We start from the raw sequence: 18530 nt of genomic DNA, 5'->3' as shown, positions 1-18530 counted from the left end.
TCATGCCGTCCAAGAGCTTCTACGACCTGGCGTTCGGGGTGTCCCCCGGAGCCGCCCGCAAGGACGCCCACTACATCCGGGGCAGTCTCGACGAGGTGAAAGCCGACCTCGCGGACGAACTGTCGGACAGCCTCAACGTGTATCTGCTGTGCTGGCACAACTCCGCGCAACTCGCGCTCCATGTGTACCAACAGGGCACGCGGACACACTCGATAGACCTCCGTCCCTTTGTCACGGTCTCGGTCGACGGCTATCCGGACATCACCTTTCTCGACTCCGGCGAGCCGACCGGTTACGCCGCCGGCGCGGATGACCCGGCCACGGTGTCGCAGGTGCTCGCCGACGGAATGTTCTCCCGGGAACTCGACGGCGCGATCAAGGTCACCGTCGACTGGGACGCCATCGAAGTACCGTCGCTGATCGGCGAGATCGCAGCGGACGGCGACTATGTGCTCCTCGCCGAAGACCCCGACGGCGCCGACTTCGAGGACTACGGCTGGGAGGACAGCGAGGAGGATGACGACCTCGACGAGGACGAGTGGGAAGACCTGATGATCGAGCGAGGAGCCATCCCCTACGGGTTCACCGACTTCGAGTCCTGACTATGACCCGGCGGCCCCGTCCCCGGCAGAGGGGCGCCAGGACGCGACGTATCCCTCCCGGAGGGGACCGCCCAACAGCTCCAGCACACGGCGGGCCGCAGTGGTCAGCGGCGCCGGGTCGGCACGCTCTGCGAGGGCCAGGTGCCCACGGAGCAGTTCCCGACCGAGGACCGGATCGGCTGCGGTCAGGCGTCGGGGCAGCCACTTGCCGGCCCCGTTCCAGGCGCGGTGATAAGCGGTCAGGAGGTGTGCGGCCTCGCGCAGCGTCCGGTCGGCGATGGCCAGTTGCTCATGTCGGTCAGTGCCGGGACCGGTCTCGACCAAGTCGTCCAGAAGGTCGGTGAGCACGAAACGGCCGAACTCGCTCTCGTTCGGGGCAAGGGGCTCGGGCCCGGCGGCGAGCAGGGTCTGTGCCTCGGCACGCTGGGCTTCGACATGGCCGTCCGGGTCGTGCAGCAAGACGGACTCGGCGTAAATGAAGAGCGCGGTCGCCCGGCGGCTGGCGCGGGCTGCCGCGAACGCCTCCCCCAAGTCCGCGCGGGTGTGCAGGAACACCTCGGCGGGGCGGCCTTCGTGACGGAACACTTCACGGCGGCTGGTGCCGTCGTCGGGGAGAAGGACAGCGATGTCGAGGTCGCTGCCGGGGGTGGCCCGGCCGGAGGCGCTGGACCCGCCGAGTGCGGCGCCGAGTGCGTCCGGATAGCGGGCGAAAACCAGTCTCCGGGCTTCGTGAGCGTACTCAGCGACCGCGCTGGAACCGGTCGCCTCCGGGAAGGTTGGGGGGTCAGTCCGTGGGTGGGCATCCATGGCTGCCATCGTTCCAAGCCGACGGCGAATGTGGGCAGGGTTAATCGCGTGAGCACAGTCGCGGACCACATCTGGCTTCGGAGCGGGCGGGCACCTGTGGCGCCCGCTTGGAGGCTGCGGGGGTCATCGACGGACGATGGCCGCAGAGTATGCGCAGTACGGAGACGAGCGTCAGCGTGAGCGGCCGAACGCCTTGTACATCACGAACACAACCACCGTGCCCCCGTATGGACTCGGCGCCGACCACCACTCGTCGCACACCGCGTCCACGATCATCAGCCCGCGCCCGTGGGCCTCGTCGGCCGCAGGGCTGCGCAGCCGGATCCCGGCCGGGAGACCGGGGTTGTGCACATGCACCCGAAGCGACTGCCCCACCCGGTACCACTCAACACGTACGCGCCAGATCCCCTCTGCCGAGCCGTACCTGATCGCGTTGGTGACCAACTCCGAGATCAGCAGCACGCATTCGTCGATCGAGCAATCGAGCTCTTCATGGGCCGTGAACTTCCGAAACCAACGGCGCGCCCGCGGCACCGACTCCGGGACCGGGCACAGGACCAGCATTCCAAGCCGCTCGGGCTCCGCTTCACCGCCCTGGACGTCGACCACACGCACCATCACACCCTCCCCACCGGAGACATCTCTAGACATCTCCATTCCAGCGGACATCTCTAGAGATGTCAACACGCTGATGCGTGACCCGATTGGTCAATCAATCGAACGGAGATCTAGGGTGTCTCTAGAGAAGATCGGAAAGTCTCAGAGAGATCGGAGGACGGCCATTGGCAGCGGGCCAGGGCAACGTCGGAAAGCTCAAGTATCAGCGCATCGCAAATGCGCTCAAGGCCGCCATCGCCGCTGGTGAGTACGGGCCGGGGGATCGCCTGCCGGGCGAGAACGAGCTGATGACCACGTACCAGGTGGCTCGCATGACCGCCCGCCAAGCGCTCGGCGTCCTACAGAGCGAAGGCATCGCCGAAGCTCGCAAAGGCGCCGGGGTCTTCGTACGGACGTTCCGACCGCTGCGGCGACGCGGCATCCAGAGGCTCGCCCGGGCCCAGTGGGGAGCGGGGCGGTCGATCTGGTCCGCGGACCTGGATGAGGACCGCGAGCTCACCGTCGACAACATCTCGGTGACCGAAGAAGAAGCCGCGAGCCACATCGCCGATGTCCTGGGGCTTCGCCCCGGCGACCGAGTCTGCACCCGCACCCGCCGCTTCGTCCTCGACGGCAAGCCGGTCCTGCTCTCCACCTCGTACTTGTCCACCGCCCTGGTCGCGGACTCAGCGATCACCCGGGAGGACAGCGGCGCCGGCGGCATCTACGCACGGCTCGCGGAGCTCGGCCACGCACCCGTGCACTTCCGGGAGGAGATCCGGTCACGCATGCCCAGTGCGACCGAGGCCCAGGACCTCCGGCTGTCCAGCGGTACTCCCGTCATCCTGGTATGCCGCACGGCCTTCACAGAGAACGGAGCGGCGGTGGAGGTCAACGAGATGGTGCTCGACGCCGCCTCCTACATTCTGGAATACGACTTCGACGCGTGACCGGGGAGTTCGGCGCTCATGTCTCCCGGACCCGGCCGCCGAAGAAGACCTGGGTCTCGGTGATCCTTCCGTCCCGCACGGTGATCAGCTCGACGTTGCGATAGCGTCCGCCAGCCTTCAGTTCGTACTCGTAGAGGAGGAAGACGTCGTCGCCCCCGGCGGGGACCGCGTCCAGGACCTTCTGGTACCGGAGGCGATCGACCGTGGGGAAGCAGCGTTCGAAGAACGCGGCCTTGTCGATGTGGTCGTCCTGCGGGCTCGTGAAGACGAAATCCTCGGCGATCAGCCGGTCCGCGGTGTCACGGTCCTGTGCGAGGTAGCTCTCCATGCATGCGCGGACGACGTCGACGTTCGCCATGGCTGCTCTTCCTTCCGGTCCGGGTCGCTCTCCTGGCCCCATAGGGCAGACCGATCCCGTCGCCGGAACTCATCGGCGAGGCGCCGCGGGCCTGGCCCACGGGAGGACGGGCGCACGTCCGCCTTGAGGCGCATACGCGAAGGGGCAGTCGGACCTTGGAATCAGCCGCACCATGGTGAAGCCTGCGGCCATACGCACATGCCGTTCCGCGTCAGACAAGTGGCCCTGACCCACGCCAGTTCAACGGCCTGACCGTCAGCCAGCCACATGATCGCCACCCGGAGCAGTAGAACCTAGGCCAGGCCCAGTGATCCGACCAGGTCAAGCATTTCGGCGCGGTGCAGGGCGGCCGGGTTCCCCGCGACGGGGTGGATGTGGCCGTCGATCTCCAGGGCCACCAGGCCGTGCATCCGGCCCCAGACGCGCAGCGCGAGCGCGGCCGCGGCGGGTGGCACGTCCGGGAGGTCTTCCTGGATCTTCGCGACGTAGTCCGGGTGAAGATCGGCCCAGGAGGTGTCCTCGGGCTGGCGGTGCCGGGCGTTGGGCCATGCGGCGGCCACCAAGCGGGTGAGTTCGCGGCACACACGGCGTGCCGTCCGGTCCACCGGCCCGTCCTCGGGGGGTTGGTAGCCGGGGATGGGGTGGCCGTAGAAGAGCCGGAAGCTCTCGGGGTGGGCCAGTGCCCATTCCCTCAGGGCCTGGCCCCAGGCCAGCAGCCTGCCACCGGGGTCGGTGTCGGGCACGGCATTGCTGGCGGTCTCCAGCGCCTCCGCGAGCGAGGCTGCGATTCCGCTGATCAGTGCCGTGATCAGGTCGTCCCGGGTGGGGAAGTAGCTGTAGATCGCGCGAGCGGTCATCCCCATCTCGCGGGCAATGCCGCGCAGCGAGATCGCTCCGGGCCCCCCTTCTGCCATCTGCCGCAGCGCGATGGCCTTGATCTCCCGGCTCGTCTCCATCCGCAGCCGCTCCCGGCGGCTCATCACACCCGTGACACTTGCGCCCTCTTCGATACCCACCTTGAGCACGTTACAGGGATGCAATAGTCTCCGCCGTGACATAAGTACACGCCGTGTCCAAAGGAAACGGGGAGCCCCTATGCCTGCTTACGTCATCGTCAACGCCGATGTGATCGACGAGGAGGCCGGCTGGGCCTACGCCCCTGTGGCCCAGAAATCCATCCTCGACCACGGCGGCCGTTACCTGGTCGCGGGCCCCACGCCCGAGCCCGTCGAAGGCGCCTGGGACTCCTCCCGGTTCCTGGTCATCGAGTTTCCCGACATGGACCGGGTGCGGGAGTGGTACGACTCCCCCGAGTACCGACGGGCCCGGGAGATACGAGAGGGCAAGGTTCGAGTGGGAATGCTGTTCGCCGAGGGCGCGCCTCCCGAGGGCTTCTCCCTCCCTGCCTAGCCGTGCTGCTGGTGCGGTGACCGGACCGGGCCTCGGCGGAGCGGGTCAGTTCAGGGCGGCGAGCAGGCCCACGTGGAAGGGCCTGAGGTCCGACGTCCGGCCCGTGAGGACCTTCGTGAGCCAGTCGGGGTCACCGAGCAGGGCGCGGCCGACCGCGGCGAGGTCGAACTCGTCGCGCTCCATCCGGTCGAGCAGGTCTTCGATGCCCGTGACCTCGCCCGGCCGGCCCTGGATCACATCGGTGAACTCGTTGTCGAGGCCGACCGAGCCTACGGAGATCGCGGGCTTGCCCGAGAGTTTCTTCGCCCAGCCGGCCAGGTTGAGGTCGGACCCTTCGAACTCGGGCTGGTGGAAGCGGCGGGTCGAGCAGTGGAAGGCGTCGACTCCGGCGTCCGCCAGCGGGGCGAGCAGGGCTTCGAGTTCCTGCGGCGAGCGGGCGAGCCTGGCGTCGTAAGCCCCCATCTTCCACTGTGAGAACCGGAGGGTGATCGGGAAGCCCGGGGAGACCGCCCGACGGACGGCGGCGACGACCTCGGCGGCGAAGCGGGAGCGGGCGGCGAGGTTCCCGCCGTAGGCGTCGGTACGACGGTTGGTCCGCTCCCAGAGGAACTGGTCGATGAGATAGCCGTGGCCCGCATGGACCTCGACGCCGTCGAACCCGATCCGCTGGGCGGACGCGGCAGCCGTGGCATAGGCCGCGACGACGTCGTCGATGTCGGTCTGGGTCATGGCCCGGCCGGTCTCCATGCCGTCGACGGCGATGCCGGAGGGACCCATGGGCGGGGCGGCGGGCACGGGCGGGGAGCCGGGCTTGCGGTCCATGCCGACGTGCCACAGCTGCGACATGATTGTCCCGCCCGCGCTGTGCACCGCGTCCGTCACCCTGGCCCAGCCCGCCAGGGCCTGTTCGCCGTGGAGACGGGGGACGCGGTCGCTGCTGCCCGCCGAGTCATGGCCGATGTACGTCCCCTCGGTGATGATCAGGCCGACCCCGCCCACGGCCCGCCGGGCGTAGTACGCCGCCACGTCCTCGCCCGGTGTGCCGCCGGGCGAGAACTCGCGGGTCATCGGCGCCATCACGATCCGGTTGGGAAGGGTGAGACCGCCCAAGGTGAAGGGGCGCAGAAGGACGTCCTTGGCGCGTGCGGCGGAGGTGCTGGGCATGGGTTGCTCTGCTTTCTCGGTCGAGTGCGTGTGACAAGGCTTCAGTCCGCCGTCGCCGGGATCTGCGCGCGGTCCGTCTCCTTGGTGGGGCCGGAGGGCTTGGCGGCCGCGTTCCCCCGGACGCACCAGGCGAGGGCGAAGGCGGCGACGGCCAGGACGGCCGTGCCGGCGACGACCCCGTGCAGGCCGCTGGTGAAGGCCTCTTGGACGGCGTGGCGCGTCCCGGCGGGCAGGGTGGCGACCGCCGCCGGGGTCACCTCGCCCGTGGAGGTGAGCTTTTCGGCGGTGCGGTGGCCGAGCCGGTCCGCGAGTTCGGCCGTCATTCGGCCGGCGTGTACGGCGCCGAGGGCGGCGACGCCGAGCGAACCGCCGATCGTGCGCAGCAGGGTGACGGTTCCGGTGGCGGCGCCCATGTCGCGGGGCGGGGCGGTGTTCATCGTGGTGAGCAGCGTGCTCTGCATCAGCATGCCGACACCGACGCCGAACACCAGGGTGAGCGCCGAGGCCGCGAACCCCGGGGTGTCGGTGTCGAGCAGGAGCAGCAGGAGCGCGCCGGTGACCGTGAGGGCGGCGCCGGCGATCGGCACCGCGCGGTCCAGGTCAAGGCCGCCCAAGCCGCCCTTGCTGTCCTGGCCGCCCTGGCCGCCTCCGCTCATCAGTCGGCCCGTGATGAGCTGTGCCGCCAGCATGCCGAGCATCAGGGGCAGGATCCGGATGCCGCTGACGGTGGAGGAGGAGCCCTGTACGAACTGCATGTACTGGGGCAGGTAGTTCACCACCGAGATCAGCGCGGCACCGACCAGGAAGCTGAGGATCTGGGCGAGCGTGAAGTCGCGGCTGCGGAACAGCCTCGGCGGGATGACGGGCTCCGCCACCCGCCGCTCCACCCGGACGAAGGCGGCGAGGGCCACGACGGCCGCCACCCCGAGCAGCAGGATCTGCGGTGAGGCCCAGTCGTAGGTGGTGCCGCCCCAACTGGCCAGCAGGGTGAGCGACAGGATGGCGATGGTCAGCAGGGCCGTGCCGGCGTAGTCGATACGTCCGCCGGCCCGTGGCGCCCGTGGCAGCCGTACGCCCTTGCCGACGGCGAGCAGCGCGACGGCGCCGAAGGGCACATTGACGTAGAACACCCAGCGCCAGTCCAGGGCGTCGGTGATGAATCCGCCGAGCAGGGGGCCGCCGACGAAGGCGACCGGCAGCATCACGCCGATCATCGACTGGACGCGGCCGCGGTCCTGCGCGGGGACCAGTACGCCGATGACGGACAGCGCACCGACCATGAGACCCCCCGCCCCGAGCCCCTGGGCGGCGCGGAAGGCGATGAGCTGGCCCATGGTCTGCGCGAGCCCGCACAGGACCGTACCGGCAAGGAAGAGCGCCACGGACCAGAGGTAGGCGCCCTTGCGGCCGTAGAGGTCGCCGAGTTTGCCCCAGATCGGGGTGGCCGCGGCCATGGTGAGCAGATACGACGTGACGGCCCAGGAGAAGTGGTCGAGGCCGCCGAGGTCGCCGACGATGGTCGGCAGCGCGACGCCGACGATCTGGCCGTCGAGCGTCGCGAGGAAGATGCCGAGCATCAGGCCGAAGATGCCCAGGTAGGGAAGGTTCTGCCGGGTGGGGTCGGGGGTGTCCCCCGTGTCGCTGGTCATCGCTCTGCCCCGCCTCAGCCCGCGTACGGGCGTGCGGCGCGGGCGTCGCGCAGCGCGAGCCCCCACCACGTCAGCTGGTCGAGCAGGGACTTGGCCGCGGCGTCGCACTCCGGGTCCAGGGGTGCGCCGTCCGCGTCGAACTTGTCACCGTAGTTGTGGAAGCTGACCGTGTTGCGGATGGTCACCGCGTGCAGCTCGGCCAGGACGCCCCGCAGGTGTTCGACCGCGCGCAGGCCGCCGGAGATGCCGCCGTAGGAGACGAAGGCGACCGGCTTGGCGTGCCACTGCTGGTTGTGCCAGTCGATCGCGTTTTTCAGGGCCGCCGGGTAGCTGTGGTTGTACTCCGGCGTGACGATGACGAACGCGTCGGCCGCCGCCAGCCGCGGGGTGACGGCGCCCAGCAGCGCCACGTCCTCGTCGGCCGGCGGCTGCCCGAAGGCCGGCATGACGGCCGGAACCGGTGTCTCGACCAGGTCGACGAGGTCGGCCGTCATGTCCTCGCGCCCGGCGATCCGGCCCGCCGCCCACCTGGCCACCACGGGCCCGAAGCGGCCGTTCCGGGTGCTGCCGACGAGGACCGCCACGCGCAGCGGGCTGTTGTTGAGGTCGTTCATGGGGGGACCTTCGTTCGATGTGTACGTTGTATCGGACGAGATACAACGTACACACAGGGGTGTACGTTGTCCACTGAGCGATACTCTGTACATCACTCGCGAGAGAAGGAGCTGGCCCCATGCCCCCCCGGAAGAAGCAGGAGACCCAGGCGAAGCCGGAGCAGGGCGAGCCGGAGGCCGCCTTCCTGTGGGAGCGGCTGAACCGCCCGGCCCCCGCCCCCCGCTCCACGCTCAGCCCCGAGCGCATCGCCCGGGCCGCGGTGGCGATCGCCGACGCGGAAGGGCTCGACGCCGTCACCATGCGCCGGCTCGCGACCGATCTGGGGGTCGCGCCGATGGCGGCGTACCGCTATGTGTCCGGCAAGGGCGAGCTCCTGGAGCTGATGGTCGACCACGTCTACGGCGAGATGACGCCACCCGAGGGCGCCAAGGACTGGCGGCAGGCCATGCGAGCGCTCTCCCAGCGCACCAGAACCGTGCTCCTCCAGCACTCCTGGGTGGCTCGCACGGCGGTGTTCACGCTGACCCCGAATCAAATCGCCGTGGTCGAGGGCGCCCTGGCCTCGCTCGACGAGCTCGATCTGGACATCGACACGATGATGGCGGTCTGCCGCGCCGTCGACTCCTATGTGAAGGGCGCCGTGGACCGCGAGATCGGCCTCGCGGAGCTGATGCAGGAGCAGGGGTGGGCCAGCGCCGACGAGACGCGCCTCGCCCTTGCCCCGCGCATGACCTGGCTGATGAACACCGGCCGGTACCCGACATACGCCCGCTACATCAACGAGGCGACCCGCAAGGACGACGCGGAGTGGCAGTTCGAGATCGGGCTCGACGCCGTCCTCGACGGAATCGCCGCCCGCCTGGGCATCTGAGCCGTCATCACACCGGGGCTCAAGTGGCCGAAACACAGCGCCTGTGCGGCAGCTACCACCGGCTGACGGCCGCCTGAACCTTCTGCTCCTGGGCCCGCCTTCGGTGCAACTCCACGGCTTCGATCGTCGTCTGTCCCTGTGTCCATGCGGGCCGCAGGTCGTGGCCCAATCGGTGGACGGGGGTTGGAACCATGACGTACGAGGACAACAGCGACGCGCCCGGGCCGGGCACGCCGAACGGGCCGGGCGCGCCGAACGGGCCGGGCACGCCGAACGGGCAGGGCGCGCCGAACGGGCAGCCGCCGGGCCAGGGGCCGGCGGGGGCGGCCGTGCCGCCGAGACCGCCGGTGCCCCCGGCCGCGCCCGGGACCGGGCCGCAGCCCACTCCGCCCGGCGCCGCGCCGCAGCCCGGGCAGCCTGGGCAACCCGGGCAGCCCGCGCAGCCGGGCCTGCCCTCGTATCCGCAGCCGCAGCCCGGAGGCGGGCCCGCCCCCGGGGCCCCGTGGCCGCCGCCCCCGCCCGTGCCCCCGCGGCGCGGCGGGGGCAAGGTCGCGACCGTCATCGCCCTCGTCGTGCTGTTGCTGGCGGGCGGCATGGCGGTCGCGCTGGCCAAGCACAGCAGCTCGGGCTCCGGGGGCACCGGCTCCGGCGACCCCTCGGCGAAGCAGTCAGGGCCCCCGGCCCACGCCCTGCGCCAGAAGTGGCAGACGGAGCTGCCCGAGTCGCACGTCCTGGGCAATCTCAGTGGGCTGCCCGCGCTGTGGACGACCGAGCGCGGCCCCGTCTACGCCGACGACAACGGCGTGCGCGGCTTCGACCCCGAGACCGGCAAGACGCGGTGGACGGTGAAGACGCCGAAGGGGGCGAGCGAGGTCTGCGCCATCGCCCCGCAGCCGAACTCCGAGGGCGTCGGCGCCGCCGTCTACGACGCGGGCGGCAACGACTGCGCGTACCTCGTCGTGTTCGACACCGAGACCGGGCGGACTCTGTGGTCGAAGAACCTGTCGAGCGGCTACAGGACGGTCGCGCCGCACGTCGAGGTCAGCGAGGACACGGTGGTTGCCAGTATCGGCGTGGTCTCGGCGTACTCCATCTCCGGCGGCGACAAGAAATGGACGGTGCACTCGCGCGGCTACGACTGCGGGAACGACATCGAATGGTCCGCCGGCTACCTGGCCTACTCCAGCAGTTGCAGCGACGCCAAGCCGGAGGACGAGCTGTCCATCCTCGACCTGCGGTACGGCGACAACTGGAAGTTCCCGAACGAGAAGCGGGACGTGGAGATGGTGGTGGGGGACGACCCGCTGACCCTGGTCCTGGTCGACCAGGAGGGCAACGACGACGCCAAGCGCTATCTGCAGACCTATACGGACGACGGAAAGCCGGACAACAGCTTCCGTCTGACGGGCAAGCTGGGGAACGTCCAGTTCGGAAACACCAGCATCGTCGTCAAGGACGGGTCCGTGCTGCTGTCCAACTATGACGACACCGCGGGTCTGGGGGCCACCGACCTCAAGACCGGCAAGGTGCTGTGGTCGAAGCGGCAGACGCGGGAGGTCGGCCTGGAGGACGGGAAGGTGCTCGCGCTCAAGGCGGCCGAGCAGCTGGGCGGTGACCCGACCCTGGTCTCCGTCGGACTGCGGGACGGCAAGGAGGAGTCCCGGGGCGTGCTCTACACGCCGAAGCACTCGCTGAACCGGGTCGACATGATGAGCGTCGGCACATGGGGCGACAAGCTCTACGTGATCGGCCATCCGAGCGATGACCCCCAGGGCAAGCTCGTCCTTCGCGCCTTCGACATCAGCGGGAGCTGAGCCGGGCCCGGCGCTCCGGGCGGCGGCGTGTGCGCGCCGCCGCCCGGGGTTCCGGAGGCCTACAGCCGGGGCCTGCAACCGGAGCCCGCGACGGGGGGCCTACAGCCGGACCGGGTGCCCCGCCTCCCGCAGCGCCTCCTTGACCTGCCCGATGCGCAGATCGCCGAAGTGGAAGACGGAGGCCGCGAGCACCGCGTCCGCGCCCGCGGCGATCGCCGGGGAGAAGTCGGCGAGCTTGCCGGCGCCGCCGCTGGCGATGACGGGCACGGTGACGTGCTTGCGGACGCCCTCGATCATGGCGGTGTCGTAGCCGTCCTTGGTGCCGTCGGCGTCCATCGAGTTCAGCAGGATCTCCCCCGCGCCCAGCTCGGCCGCCCGGTGGGCCCACTCGACGGCGTCGATGCCGGTGCCCCGGCGTCCGCCGTGGGTGGTGACCTCGTAGCCGGACGGGGTGACCGTGCCCTCACCGCAGCGGCGGGCGTCGACGGACAGGACCAGGACCTGGCTGCCGAAGCGCTCGGCGACCTCCCGGATCAGCTCGGGGCGGGCGATGGCGGCGGTGTTGACGCCGACCTTGTCGGCGCCGGCCCGCAGCAGCTTGTCGACGTCCTCCGCGGTGCGGACGCCGCCGCCCACCGTGAGGGGGATGAAGACCTGCTCCGCGGTGCGGCGCACCACGTCGTACGTGGTCTCGCGGTTGCCCGAGGAGGCGGTGATGTCGAGGAAGGTCAGCTCGTCGGCGCCCTCCTCGCCGTAGATCTTGGCCATCTCGACGGGGTCGCCGGCGTCCCGCAGGTTCTGGAAGTTGACTCCCTTGACGACCCGGCCGTTGTCCACGTCCAGGCAGGGGATGACTCGGACCGCCAGGGTCATGACGCTTGGGCTCCTCGGAATGCTTCTACTTCGACTTCCACCAGGACGCGCGAGTCGACGAAGCCGGACACCACGACGAGGGTCGCGGCGGGGCGTACGGCGTCGAAGAGCTCCTTGTGCGCGCGGCCCACCTCGTCCACATCGCGCGCGTGGGTGAGGTACATGCGGGTACGGATGACCGATTCGACGCCGAGGTCGAACTTGCGCAGCGCGTCCAGCGCGTTGCGGAAGGCGGCCAGAGTCTGTTCGTACGGATCGCCCTCGCCCTGCAGGACCCCGCCCACCAGCGGCATCGTCCCGGAGACCAGGACCCGGTCGCCGGCCGCGACGGCCCTGGCGAAGCCGATGGTCTCTTCCCAGGGGCTGTCCGCCTGGACGCGCCGCACACGCTCGGGTGAGGTCATACGGATACCGCCTCCAACGCCTCTTCCAAGGTGAACGCCTTGGCGTAGAGAGCCTTGCCGACGATGGCGCCCTCCACACCCTCCGGTACCAGGGTCGCAAGGGCGCGCAGATCGTCAAGGGAGGAAACGCCGCCGGAGGCGACGACCGGCTTGTCGGTGGCGGCGCAGACGTTCTTCAGCAGCTCCAGGTTGGGGCCCTGGAGGGTGCCGTCCTTGGCGATGTCGGTGACGACGTAGCGGGCGCAGCCCTCGGAGTCCAGGCGGGCGAGGGTTTCGTACAGGTCGCCGCCGTCGCGGGTCCAGCCGCGGCCGCGCAGCGTGGTGCCGCGGACGTCGAGGCCGACGGCGATGCGGTCCCCGTACTCGGCGATGACCTTGGCGACCCACTCCGGGGACTCCAGCGCGGCGGTGCCGAGGTTGACGCGGGTGCAGCCGGTGGCGAGGGCCGCGGCGAGCGAGGCGTCGTCGCGGATGCCGCCGGACAGCTCGACCTTGAGGTCCATGGCGGCCGCGACCTCGGCGATCCGCTCGCGGTTGTCGCCGGTGCCGAAGGCCGCGTCGAGGTCCACCAGGTGCAGCCACTCGGCTCCCGCCCGCTGCCAGGTGAGGGCGGCCTCCAGCGGGTCGCCGTAGGACGTCTCGGAGCCGGACTCGCCGTGGACCAGGCGGACGGCCTGGCCGTCGCGGACGTCGACGGCGGGGAGGAGTTCGAGGCGGTGCGTGCTCATGGGAGACCTTACGGTGAGGTGCGGGCAGGTACGAGAAGGCCTGGCGAGGGCGGGGCCGGGCCGCTGGTCAGAGCGTGTCGAGCCAGTTGCGCAACAGCTGCGCTCCAGCGTCGCCGGACTTCTCGGGATGGAACTGGGTCGCCCACAGCGGCCCGTTCTCGACCGCGGCGACGAACGGCTCGCCGTGGGTGGCCCAGGTGACCTTGGGGCCGGGGATCTTGGGGTTGGCCACTTCGAGCTCCCAGGTGCGGACCGCGTAGGAGTGCACGAAGTAGAAGCGGGCGTCCTCGTCCAGGCCCGCGAAGAGCTGGGAGTCCTCGGGGGCCTTGACCGTGTTCCACCCCATGTGGGGGACGACGGGGGCGTTCAGCCGCTCGACGGTGCCGGGCCACTCGTCCAGCCCCTCGGCCTCGACGCCGTGCTCGATGCCGCGCCCGAAGAGGATCTGCATACCGACGCAGATGCCCATCACCGGCCGCCCGCCGGCCAGCCGACGCCCCACGAGCCAGTCGCCCCGGGCCTCGCGCAGCCCCTTCATGCAGGCGGCGAAGGCGCCGACGCCGGGGACCAGGAGTCCGTCGGCGGCGTCGGCGCGGCCGTAGTCACGGGTGATCTCGACGTCCGCGCCGACGTGGGCGAGGGCCCGCTCGGCGGACCGTACGTTGCCGAAGCCGTAGTCGAAGACGACGACCTTCTTGGCGCCCGCGGTCAATTCCACACCTCCAGCCGAAGGATCCCCGCCGTGAGCGACATCGCGGCGCCGATGCCCAGCAGCACGATGATGCTCTTGGGCAGGCCCTGCTTGACGAAGGAGTAGACCCCGCCGAGCAGAAACAGGCCGAGAACGATAAAAGCCGTGGACAGACCGCTCACAATGCGCCCTTCGTGGAGGGAAGAATGCCCGCGGCCCGCGGGTCGCGCTCGCTCGCGTAGCGCAGCGCCCGCGCCAGCGCCTTGAACTGGCATTCGACGATGTGGTGGGCGTTGCGCCCGTACGGGACGTGGACGTGCAGGGCGATCTGTGCCTGCGCGACGAAGGACTCCAGGATGTGCCGGGTCATCGTGGTGTCGTAGGTGCCGATCATCGGCGCCATGTTCTCCGGCTCGCTGTGCACCAGGTACGGGCGGCCCGAGAGGTCGACGGTCACCTGGGCCAGCGACTCGTCCAGCGGCACCGTGCAGTTGCCGAAGCGGTAGATCCCCACCTTGTCGCCGAGCGCCTGCTTGAAGGCGGCACCGAGCGCGAGGGCGGTGTCCTCGATGGTGTGGTGGGTGTCGATGTGCAGGTCGCCCTCGGTCTTGACGGTGAGGTCGAAGAGTCCGTGGCGGCCGAGCTGGTCGAGCATGTGGTCGTAGAAGCCGACGCCCGTCGCGACCTCTACCTTCCCCGTGCCGTCCAGGTCGATCTCGACGACGACCGAGGTTTCCTTGGTGGTGCGCTCCACACGGCCCACGCGGGTCATGCGCTTCTCTCCTTCATCAGCTCGCGTACCGCGTCGAGGAACGCGTCGTTCTCGGCCGGGGTGCCCGCGGTGACCCGCAGCCAGCCCGGCACACCGTTGTCCCGGACCAGGACCCCCCGCTCCAGCAGGGCCTGCCACGCCACATGGGCGTCCTCGAAGCGGCCGAACTGTACGAAGTTGGCGTCCGAGCCGGTCACCTCGCAGCCGAGCGCGCGCAGCTCGCGCACCAGCCGGTCCCGCTCGCCCTTGAGCGCCTCGACGTACCCGAGCAGGGTATCGGTGTGTTCGAGGGCGGCCAGCGCGGTGGTCTGGGTGATGGCGGACAGGTGGTAGGGCAGGCGGACCAGCTGGACGGCGTCCACCACCGCCGGGTCGGCGGCGAGGTAGCCGAGCCGCAGCCCGGCCGCGCCGAAGGCCTTGGACATCGTCCGGGACAGGACCAGCCGCGGCCGTCCCTCGATCAGCGGAAGCAGCGAGGGGCTGTGGCTGAACTCCCCGTACGCCTCGTCGATCACCACCAGCGCCCCGGCCGCGTTCGCCCGCGCCGCCTGGGCCGCGTCATGGAGGGCCAGTACGGTCTCGGCGTCGACGGCGGTGCCGGTCGGGTTGTTCGGCGAGGTGATGAAGACCACGTCGGGCCGGTGCTCGGCGATGGCCGCGCGGGCCGCGTCGACATCGATGGTGAAGTCCGCGTTCCGCGGGCCGGAGATCCAGGCGGTGCCGGTGCCGCGGGAGATCAGCGCGTGCATCGAGTACGAGGGCTCGAAGCCGATGGCGGTGCGCCCGGGCCCGCCGAAGGCCTGCAGCAGCTGCTGCAGCACCTCGTTCGAACCGTTGGCGGCCCACACATTGGCCACTCCGACCTCGTGGCCCGCGGTGCGGGTCAGATACTTCGCGAGCTCGGTGCGCAGCTCGATCGCGTCCCGGTCCGGGTAGCGGTTGAGGTGGCGGGCCGCCTCGGCGACCCGCTCGGCGATCCGGGCCACCAGCGCCTCGGGCAGCGGGTACGGGTTCTCGTTGGTGTTCAGCCGCACGGGCACGTCCAGCTGGGGGGCGCCGTACGGGGACTTGCCGCGCAGTTCGTCCCTGATGGGGAGATCGTCAATCCCGGTCACTTGTCGCCCGGCACCTTCCAGTCGAACCTTGCCTTCACCGCGGCGCCGTGGGCGGGCAGATCCTCCGCCTCGGCGAGCGTCACCACATGGCCGGCGACCTCCGCCAGCGCCTGGCGGGTGTAGTCCACGACATGGATGCCGCGCAGGAAGGACTGCACCGAAAGACCCGAGGAGTGGCAGGCGCAGCCGCCGGTGGGCAGGACGTGGTTGGACCCGGCCGCGTAGTCGCCGAGGCTGACGGGCGCGTACGGCCCGACGAAGACCGCGCCGGCGTTCCGCACCCGGGCCGCGACCGCCGCCGCGTCCCTGGTCTGGATCTCCAGGTGCTCGGCGGCATAGGCGTCGACGACCGCCAGGCCCTGCTCCAGGCCGTCGACCAGCACGATGCCGGACTGCCGCCCGGTCAGCGCCGGGCGGATCCGCTCCTCGACGTGCTTGGTCGCGGCGACCTGCGCCTCCAGCTCCTTCTCGACCGCCGCGGCCAGCTCCTCGGAGTCGGTGACGAGCACCGAGGCGGCCAGCGGGTCGTGCTCGGCCTGGCTGATCAGGTCGGCGGCGACATGCACCGGGTCGGCGGTGGTGTCGGCGAGGATCGCGATCTCGGTGGGGCCGGCCTCGGCGTCGATGCCGATCCGCCCCTTGAGCAGCCGCTTGGCCGCGGCCACATAGATGTTTCCCGGCCCGGTGACCAGGGAGACCGGGCGGCACTCCTCGGTGCCGTAGGCAAACATGGCGATGGCCTGGGCGCCGCCCGCCGCGTACACCTCGTCCACGCCGAGCAGCGCGCACGCCGCGAGGATGGTGGGGTGCGGCAGCCCGCCGAAGTCACTCTGCGGCGGCGAGGCGACGGCCATCGAGCCGACCCCGGCCTCCTGCGCGGGCACCACGTTCATCACAACGGAGGACGGGTAGACCGCCCGTCCGCCCGGTACGTAGAGCCCCACCCGCTCGACCGGCACCCAGCGCTCGGTGACCGTGCCGCCGGGCACGACCTGCGTGGTGTGGTCGGTGCGCCGCTGCTCGCGGTGGACCAGCCTGGCCCGCCGGATGGACTCCTCCAGGGCCGCCCGCACGGCCGGGTCCAGCTCCGCGAGGGCGCGCGTCAGCGCCTCCTGGGGCACCCGCGCCCGCTCGATGGCCACACCGTCGAACCGCAGCGCGTAGTCGATCAGCGCCGCGGTGCCGCGATGGCGCACGTCGTCACAGATGGGCCGCACCTTCTCCAGGGCGGCCTCGACGTCGAGCTCGGCACGGGGCAGCAGGTCGCGGTCGATCCCGCCCTCGGGGAAGGCGGCGCCGCGCAGATCGATACGGGAGATCACGCGATCAATTGTCTCAGACCCGCACCGGCGGCCCGCCCCCCGTATCAGTGAGTGATACGTACCCCCTAGGTTGACCCTGGAAGTTGAACCTGACCGCAAGCGTTCAAGCGGTTACTCAGCGGGAATGGGGATCCGTACGGGGGTACGGAGAACAGGAGGGGACACGGCTGTGACCGAGCCACGCGACGGCGATCCACCCCCGGGGCTCGACCTGACCACCGCGGAGTGGGGCATGTGGCAGGCGTTCCGCAACGGCAGCACCCACGATCTGCGCACCTCCCACCCCCAGCGCAACGACCCCTCCGGCCCCTACGCCTGGGGGCCCGAGCGCAGTGTGCGCGCCCGGGTGGTGGCCCTGCTGCTGCTCGACGGCCCTCCCCCGCAGCCGGGCCGGGTCGCCGCGCTCAAGCTCAACGGGGTGCACATCACCGGCACGCTCGACCTGGCCGGCGGCACCATCGAGCCGTATGTGGAGATGAAGAACTGCCGCTTCGAGCGGGAGGTGCTGCTCCCCGAGGCCCACTTCACCACCCTGCGCCTGGTCGGCTGCGCCCTGCCCCGGCTGGAGGCGGCCCGGGTGCGCACCGAGGGGGATCTGCATCTGCCGCGCTGTGTCGTGGAGCACGGCATCCGGCTCACCGACGCCCATATCGGTACGGACCTGCTGCTCAACCAGTTAGTGGTGCGGCGGGACCGGCGGGGCCAGTCGATCAGCGCCGACGGTCTGACCGTCGGCCAGGACCTGCAGGCCGAGATGATCGAGTCACACGGCGAGCTGAGCATGCGCGGCGCCCAGATCGGCGTGTCGCTCAGCCTGCGCGGCGCCCAGCTGCGCAATCCGTACGGGCGCCGGGCGCTGAACGCCCCGCAGCTGACCGTCGAGCGCAGCCTCTACCTCACCGCCGCCGGGGTGAGCAGCTACCCCAGCGGCTCGACCCCGCCGTACGGCACCAGCAACACGCCGACGCGCGGGACGCGCATCCAGCGCTTCGAGTGCGAGGGCGGGATACGCCTGGACGACGGGCGGTTCAACGACGCGGTCGACTTCGACCAGGCCCGTTTCGTCATGGAGAACGACCAGGAGCTGTCGCTGCGCCGCATCCAGACGCCCGAGCTGCGGTTCGTCGGGGAGCGACCGCAGCGCGGCCGGGTGATCCTCTCCGGCGCGCGGGTGGTCAACCTGATCGACAAGTCCGTCAGCTGGCCGGGCCCCGGCGGGCTGACCATGGCGGGCTTCTCCTACGAGTGTCTGATCCCGGTCGGCCACTTCCCGCTCTCCCGGCGGCTGGAGTGGGTGGCGGCCGCGACCCCGGAGTTCTCCCGGGGGCCGTACGACATGCTCGCCACGGCGCTGCGCACCAACGGCGAGGACGCGGAGGCGCGCGAGGTGCTGCTCGCCAAGGAGCGGCGGCGCCGCGAGACGCTGCCGCTGGCCGGGAAGCTGTGGGGCTACCTCCAGGACTGGACCGTGGCCTACGGCTACCGGCCGGGCCGGGCGGCGGTGTGGATGGCGGTGCTGTGGGCGATCGGCTCGGTGTTCTTCGCCCACAACCGGCCGGACCCCATCAAGCCGGGCGAGTCGCCGAACTGGAACGCCTCGCTGTACACCCTCGACCTGCTGATCCCGGTGATCGATCTGGGCCAGGACGGCTACTGGAAATCCGACGGCGCGGTCCAATGGGCGGCCATCGTGACGATCTTGCTCGGCTGGATCCTGGCCACCACGGTCGCCGCCGGCGCCTCCCGTCTGCTGCGCCGCCAGTGATCGGGGCGCGCGGGGCCATTAGG

At 70.7% G+C, this 18530-nt stretch carries 21 protein-coding genes; 6 read left to right on the top strand and 15 right to left on the bottom strand.

The annotated features are described in order from the left end of the window. The first annotated feature begins 2 nt into the window (after positions 1-2). Complete coding sequence (locus tag ACFZDL_RS12065) at positions 3-602, top strand: hypothetical protein (protein WP_353592942.1); 600 nt, start codon at positions 3-5, stop codon at positions 600-602. Here the strand turns inward: ACFZDL_RS12065 and ACFZDL_RS12060 are convergent, their stop codons facing one another. Both ACFZDL_RS12060 and ACFZDL_RS12055 read right to left on the bottom strand, forming a co-directional pair. After that, a complete protein-coding gene (locus ACFZDL_RS12060; RefSeq protein WP_353592941.1) occupies positions 603-1409 on the bottom strand; it encodes a nucleotidyltransferase domain-containing protein in 807 nt (268 codons plus the stop codon). A 171-nt stretch (positions 1410-1580) separates the two neighbouring features. Further along, positions 1581-2027, bottom strand: coding sequence for an ATP-binding protein (locus ACFZDL_RS12055; RefSeq protein ID WP_353592940.1), 447 nt, complete (start codon positions 2025-2027; stop codon positions 1581-1583). 164 nt (positions 2028-2191) lie between these two features. Between ACFZDL_RS12055 and ACFZDL_RS12050 the strand changes: the two genes are divergently transcribed. After that, on the top strand, positions 2192-2956 hold the full coding sequence (locus tag ACFZDL_RS12050) for a GntR family transcriptional regulator (protein ID WP_353592939.1): 765 nt from the start codon (positions 2192-2194) through the stop codon (positions 2954-2956). A 16-nt stretch (positions 2957-2972) separates the two neighbouring features. Here ACFZDL_RS12050 and ACFZDL_RS12045 read toward each other — a convergent pair whose 3' ends face one another. Further along, positions 2973-3314, bottom strand: coding sequence for a nuclear transport factor 2 family protein (locus ACFZDL_RS12045; protein WP_353592938.1), 342 nt, complete (start codon positions 3312-3314; stop codon positions 2973-2975). A gap of 293 nt (positions 3315-3607) precedes the next feature. Continuing rightward, positions 3608-4330 carry a TetR/AcrR family transcriptional regulator gene (locus ACFZDL_RS12040; RefSeq protein ID WP_353592937.1) on the bottom strand — a complete coding sequence of 241 codons (723 nt, stop codon included), beginning with the start codon at positions 4328-4330 and terminating at the stop codon, positions 3608-3610. A gap of 79 nt (positions 4331-4409) precedes the next feature. On the opposite strand from ACFZDL_RS12040, the gene ACFZDL_RS12035 reads away from it, so the two are divergent. Continuing rightward, the gene (locus tag ACFZDL_RS12035; RefSeq protein WP_353592936.1) at positions 4410-4724 is read left to right on the top strand and encodes a DUF1330 domain-containing protein; all 315 of its coding nucleotides are present in this window, start codon (positions 4410-4412) and stop codon (positions 4722-4724) included. 45 nt (positions 4725-4769) lie between these two features. Here ACFZDL_RS12035 and ACFZDL_RS12030 read toward each other — a convergent pair whose 3' ends face one another. Genes ACFZDL_RS12030 through ACFZDL_RS12020 form a run of 3 tightly spaced genes read right to left on the bottom strand, consistent with a single transcriptional unit; the run spans position 4770 to position 8151 of the window. Continuing rightward, a complete protein-coding gene (locus ACFZDL_RS12030; protein ID WP_353592935.1) occupies positions 4770-5888 on the bottom strand; it encodes an NADH:flavin oxidoreductase in 1119 nt (372 codons plus the stop codon). Positions 5889-5929: 41 nt separating this feature from the next. Then, on the bottom strand, positions 5930-7537 hold the full coding sequence (locus ACFZDL_RS12025; protein WP_353592934.1) for an MDR family MFS transporter: 1608 nt from the start codon (positions 7535-7537) through the stop codon (positions 5930-5932). Positions 7538-7551: 14 nt separating this feature from the next. After that, positions 7552-8151 carry an NAD(P)H-dependent oxidoreductase gene (locus tag ACFZDL_RS12020; protein WP_353592933.1) on the bottom strand — a complete coding sequence of 200 codons (600 nt, stop codon included), beginning with the start codon at positions 8149-8151 and terminating at the stop codon, positions 7552-7554. A gap of 119 nt (positions 8152-8270) precedes the next feature. Here ACFZDL_RS12020 and ACFZDL_RS12015 point away from each other — a divergent pair, with 119 nt between their 5' ends. Next, entirely contained in the window at positions 8271-9023 is a 753-nt protein-coding gene (locus tag ACFZDL_RS12015) for a TetR/AcrR family transcriptional regulator C-terminal domain-containing protein (protein ID WP_353592932.1), read from the top strand. A 191-nt stretch (positions 9024-9214) separates the two neighbouring features. Next, positions 9215-10837 carry a PQQ-binding-like beta-propeller repeat protein gene (locus tag ACFZDL_RS12010; RefSeq protein WP_353592931.1) on the top strand — a complete coding sequence of 541 codons (1623 nt, stop codon included), beginning with the start codon at positions 9215-9217 and terminating at the stop codon, positions 10835-10837. Positions 10838-10936: 99 nt separating this feature from the next. On the opposite strand, the gene hisF is transcribed toward ACFZDL_RS12010, so the two are convergent. From hisF to hisD, 8 genes are all read right to left on the bottom strand, one after another. Further along, entirely contained in the window at positions 10937-11710 is a 774-nt protein-coding gene (gene hisF / locus ACFZDL_RS12005; protein ID WP_353592930.1) for an imidazole glycerol phosphate synthase subunit HisF, read from the bottom strand. Continuing rightward, positions 11707-12114, bottom strand: coding sequence for a RidA family protein (locus ACFZDL_RS12000; protein ID WP_353592929.1), 408 nt, complete (start codon positions 12112-12114; stop codon positions 11707-11709). Before ACFZDL_RS12000 ends, hisF begins: the two co-directional genes overlap by 4 nt. Continuing rightward, positions 12111-12842 carry a bifunctional 1-(5-phosphoribosyl)-5-((5-phosphoribosylamino)methylideneamino)imidazole-4-carboxamide isomerase/phosphoribosylanthranilate isomerase PriA gene (priA, locus tag ACFZDL_RS11995; protein ID WP_353592928.1) on the bottom strand — a complete coding sequence of 244 codons (732 nt, stop codon included), beginning with the start codon at positions 12840-12842 and terminating at the stop codon, positions 12111-12113. Before priA ends, ACFZDL_RS12000 begins: the two co-directional genes overlap by 4 nt. Before the next feature lie 67 nt (positions 12843-12909). Further along, on the bottom strand, positions 12910-13554 hold the full coding sequence (gene hisH, locus ACFZDL_RS11990) for an imidazole glycerol phosphate synthase subunit HisH (protein ID WP_353593065.1): 645 nt from the start codon (positions 13552-13554) through the stop codon (positions 12910-12912). Further along, complete coding sequence (locus ACFZDL_RS11985; protein ID WP_319698253.1) at positions 13551-13715, bottom strand: hypothetical protein; 165 nt, start codon at positions 13713-13715, stop codon at positions 13551-13553. The genes hisH and ACFZDL_RS11985 overlap by 4 nt, the downstream gene beginning before the upstream one ends. Beyond that, on the bottom strand, positions 13712-14305 hold the full coding sequence (hisB, locus tag ACFZDL_RS11980; RefSeq protein ID WP_353592927.1) for an imidazoleglycerol-phosphate dehydratase HisB: 594 nt from the start codon (positions 14303-14305) through the stop codon (positions 13712-13714). The genes ACFZDL_RS11985 and hisB overlap by 4 nt, the downstream gene beginning before the upstream one ends. Next, positions 14302-15420 carry a histidinol-phosphate transaminase gene (locus ACFZDL_RS11975; protein WP_353592926.1) on the bottom strand — a complete coding sequence of 373 codons (1119 nt, stop codon included), beginning with the start codon at positions 15418-15420 and terminating at the stop codon, positions 14302-14304. Before ACFZDL_RS11975 ends, hisB begins: the two co-directional genes overlap by 4 nt. Further along, on the bottom strand, positions 15417-16742 hold the full coding sequence (hisD, locus tag ACFZDL_RS11970; protein WP_353592925.1) for a histidinol dehydrogenase: 1326 nt from the start codon (positions 16740-16742) through the stop codon (positions 15417-15419). The genes ACFZDL_RS11975 and hisD overlap by 4 nt, the downstream gene beginning before the upstream one ends. Before the next feature lie 169 nt (positions 16743-16911). Here hisD and ACFZDL_RS11965 point away from each other — a divergent pair, with 169 nt between their 5' ends. Then, complete coding sequence (locus tag ACFZDL_RS11965; RefSeq protein ID WP_353592924.1) at positions 16912-18507, top strand: oxidoreductase; 1596 nt, start codon at positions 16912-16914, stop codon at positions 18505-18507. Positions 18508-18530 lie beyond the last annotated feature (23 nt).

The organism is Streptomyces sp. NPDC007917 (assembly GCF_042959105.1).
In the GTDB taxonomy this organism is placed as follows: Bacteria; Actinomycetota; Actinomycetes; order Streptomycetales; family Streptomycetaceae; genus Streptomyces.
Note: the sequence above shows the minus strand (reverse complement) of the source record. Positions and strands in the feature narration are given on the sequence as shown.

What these genes read in the sequence shown, in the direction of transcription:
- priA (WP_353592928.1), bottom strand. Translation starts at nt 12,842, where the DNA reads ATGAGCACGCACCGCCTCGAACTCCTCCCCGCCGTCGACGTCCGCGAC.
- hisB (WP_353592927.1), bottom strand. Translation starts at nt 14,305, where the DNA reads ATGACCCGCGTGGGCCGTGTGGAGCGCACCACCAAGGAAACCTCGGTC.
- ACFZDL_RS12025 (WP_353592934.1), bottom strand. Translation starts at nt 7,537, where the DNA reads ATGACCAGCGACACGGGGGACACCCCCGACCCCACCCGGCAGAACCTT.
- ACFZDL_RS12060 (WP_353592941.1), bottom strand. Translation starts at nt 1,409, where the DNA reads ATGGATGCCCACCCACGGACTGACCCCCCAACCTTCCCGGAGGCGACC.
- hisF (WP_353592930.1), bottom strand. Translation starts at nt 11,710, where the DNA reads ATGACCCTGGCGGTCCGAGTCATCCCCTGCCTGGACGTGGACAACGGC.
- ACFZDL_RS12030 (WP_353592935.1), bottom strand. Translation starts at nt 5,888, where the DNA reads ATGCCCAGCACCTCCGCCGCACGCGCCAAGGACGTCCTTCTGCGCCCC.
- ACFZDL_RS12000 (WP_353592929.1), bottom strand. Translation starts at nt 12,114, where the DNA reads ATGACCTCACCCGAGCGTGTGCGGCGCGTCCAGGCGGACAGCCCCTGG.
- ACFZDL_RS12020 (WP_353592933.1), bottom strand. Translation starts at nt 8,151, where the DNA reads ATGAACGACCTCAACAACAGCCCGCTGCGCGTGGCGGTCCTCGTCGGC.
- ACFZDL_RS12010 (WP_353592931.1), top strand. Translation starts at nt 9,215, where the DNA reads ATGACGTACGAGGACAACAGCGACGCGCCCGGGCCGGGCACGCCGAAC.
- ACFZDL_RS12055 (WP_353592940.1), bottom strand. Translation starts at nt 2,027, where the DNA reads ATGGTGCGTGTGGTCGACGTCCAGGGCGGTGAAGCGGAGCCCGAGCGG.
- ACFZDL_RS12045 (WP_353592938.1), bottom strand. Translation starts at nt 3,314, where the DNA reads ATGGCGAACGTCGACGTCGTCCGCGCATGCATGGAGAGCTACCTCGCA.
- ACFZDL_RS12035 (WP_353592936.1), top strand. Translation starts at nt 4,410, where the DNA reads ATGCCTGCTTACGTCATCGTCAACGCCGATGTGATCGACGAGGAGGCC.
- ACFZDL_RS12015 (WP_353592932.1), top strand. Translation starts at nt 8,271, where the DNA reads ATGCCCCCCCGGAAGAAGCAGGAGACCCAGGCGAAGCCGGAGCAGGGC.
- ACFZDL_RS12065 (WP_353592942.1), top strand. Translation starts at nt 3, where the DNA reads ATGCCGTCCAAGAGCTTCTACGACCTGGCGTTCGGGGTGTCCCCCGGA.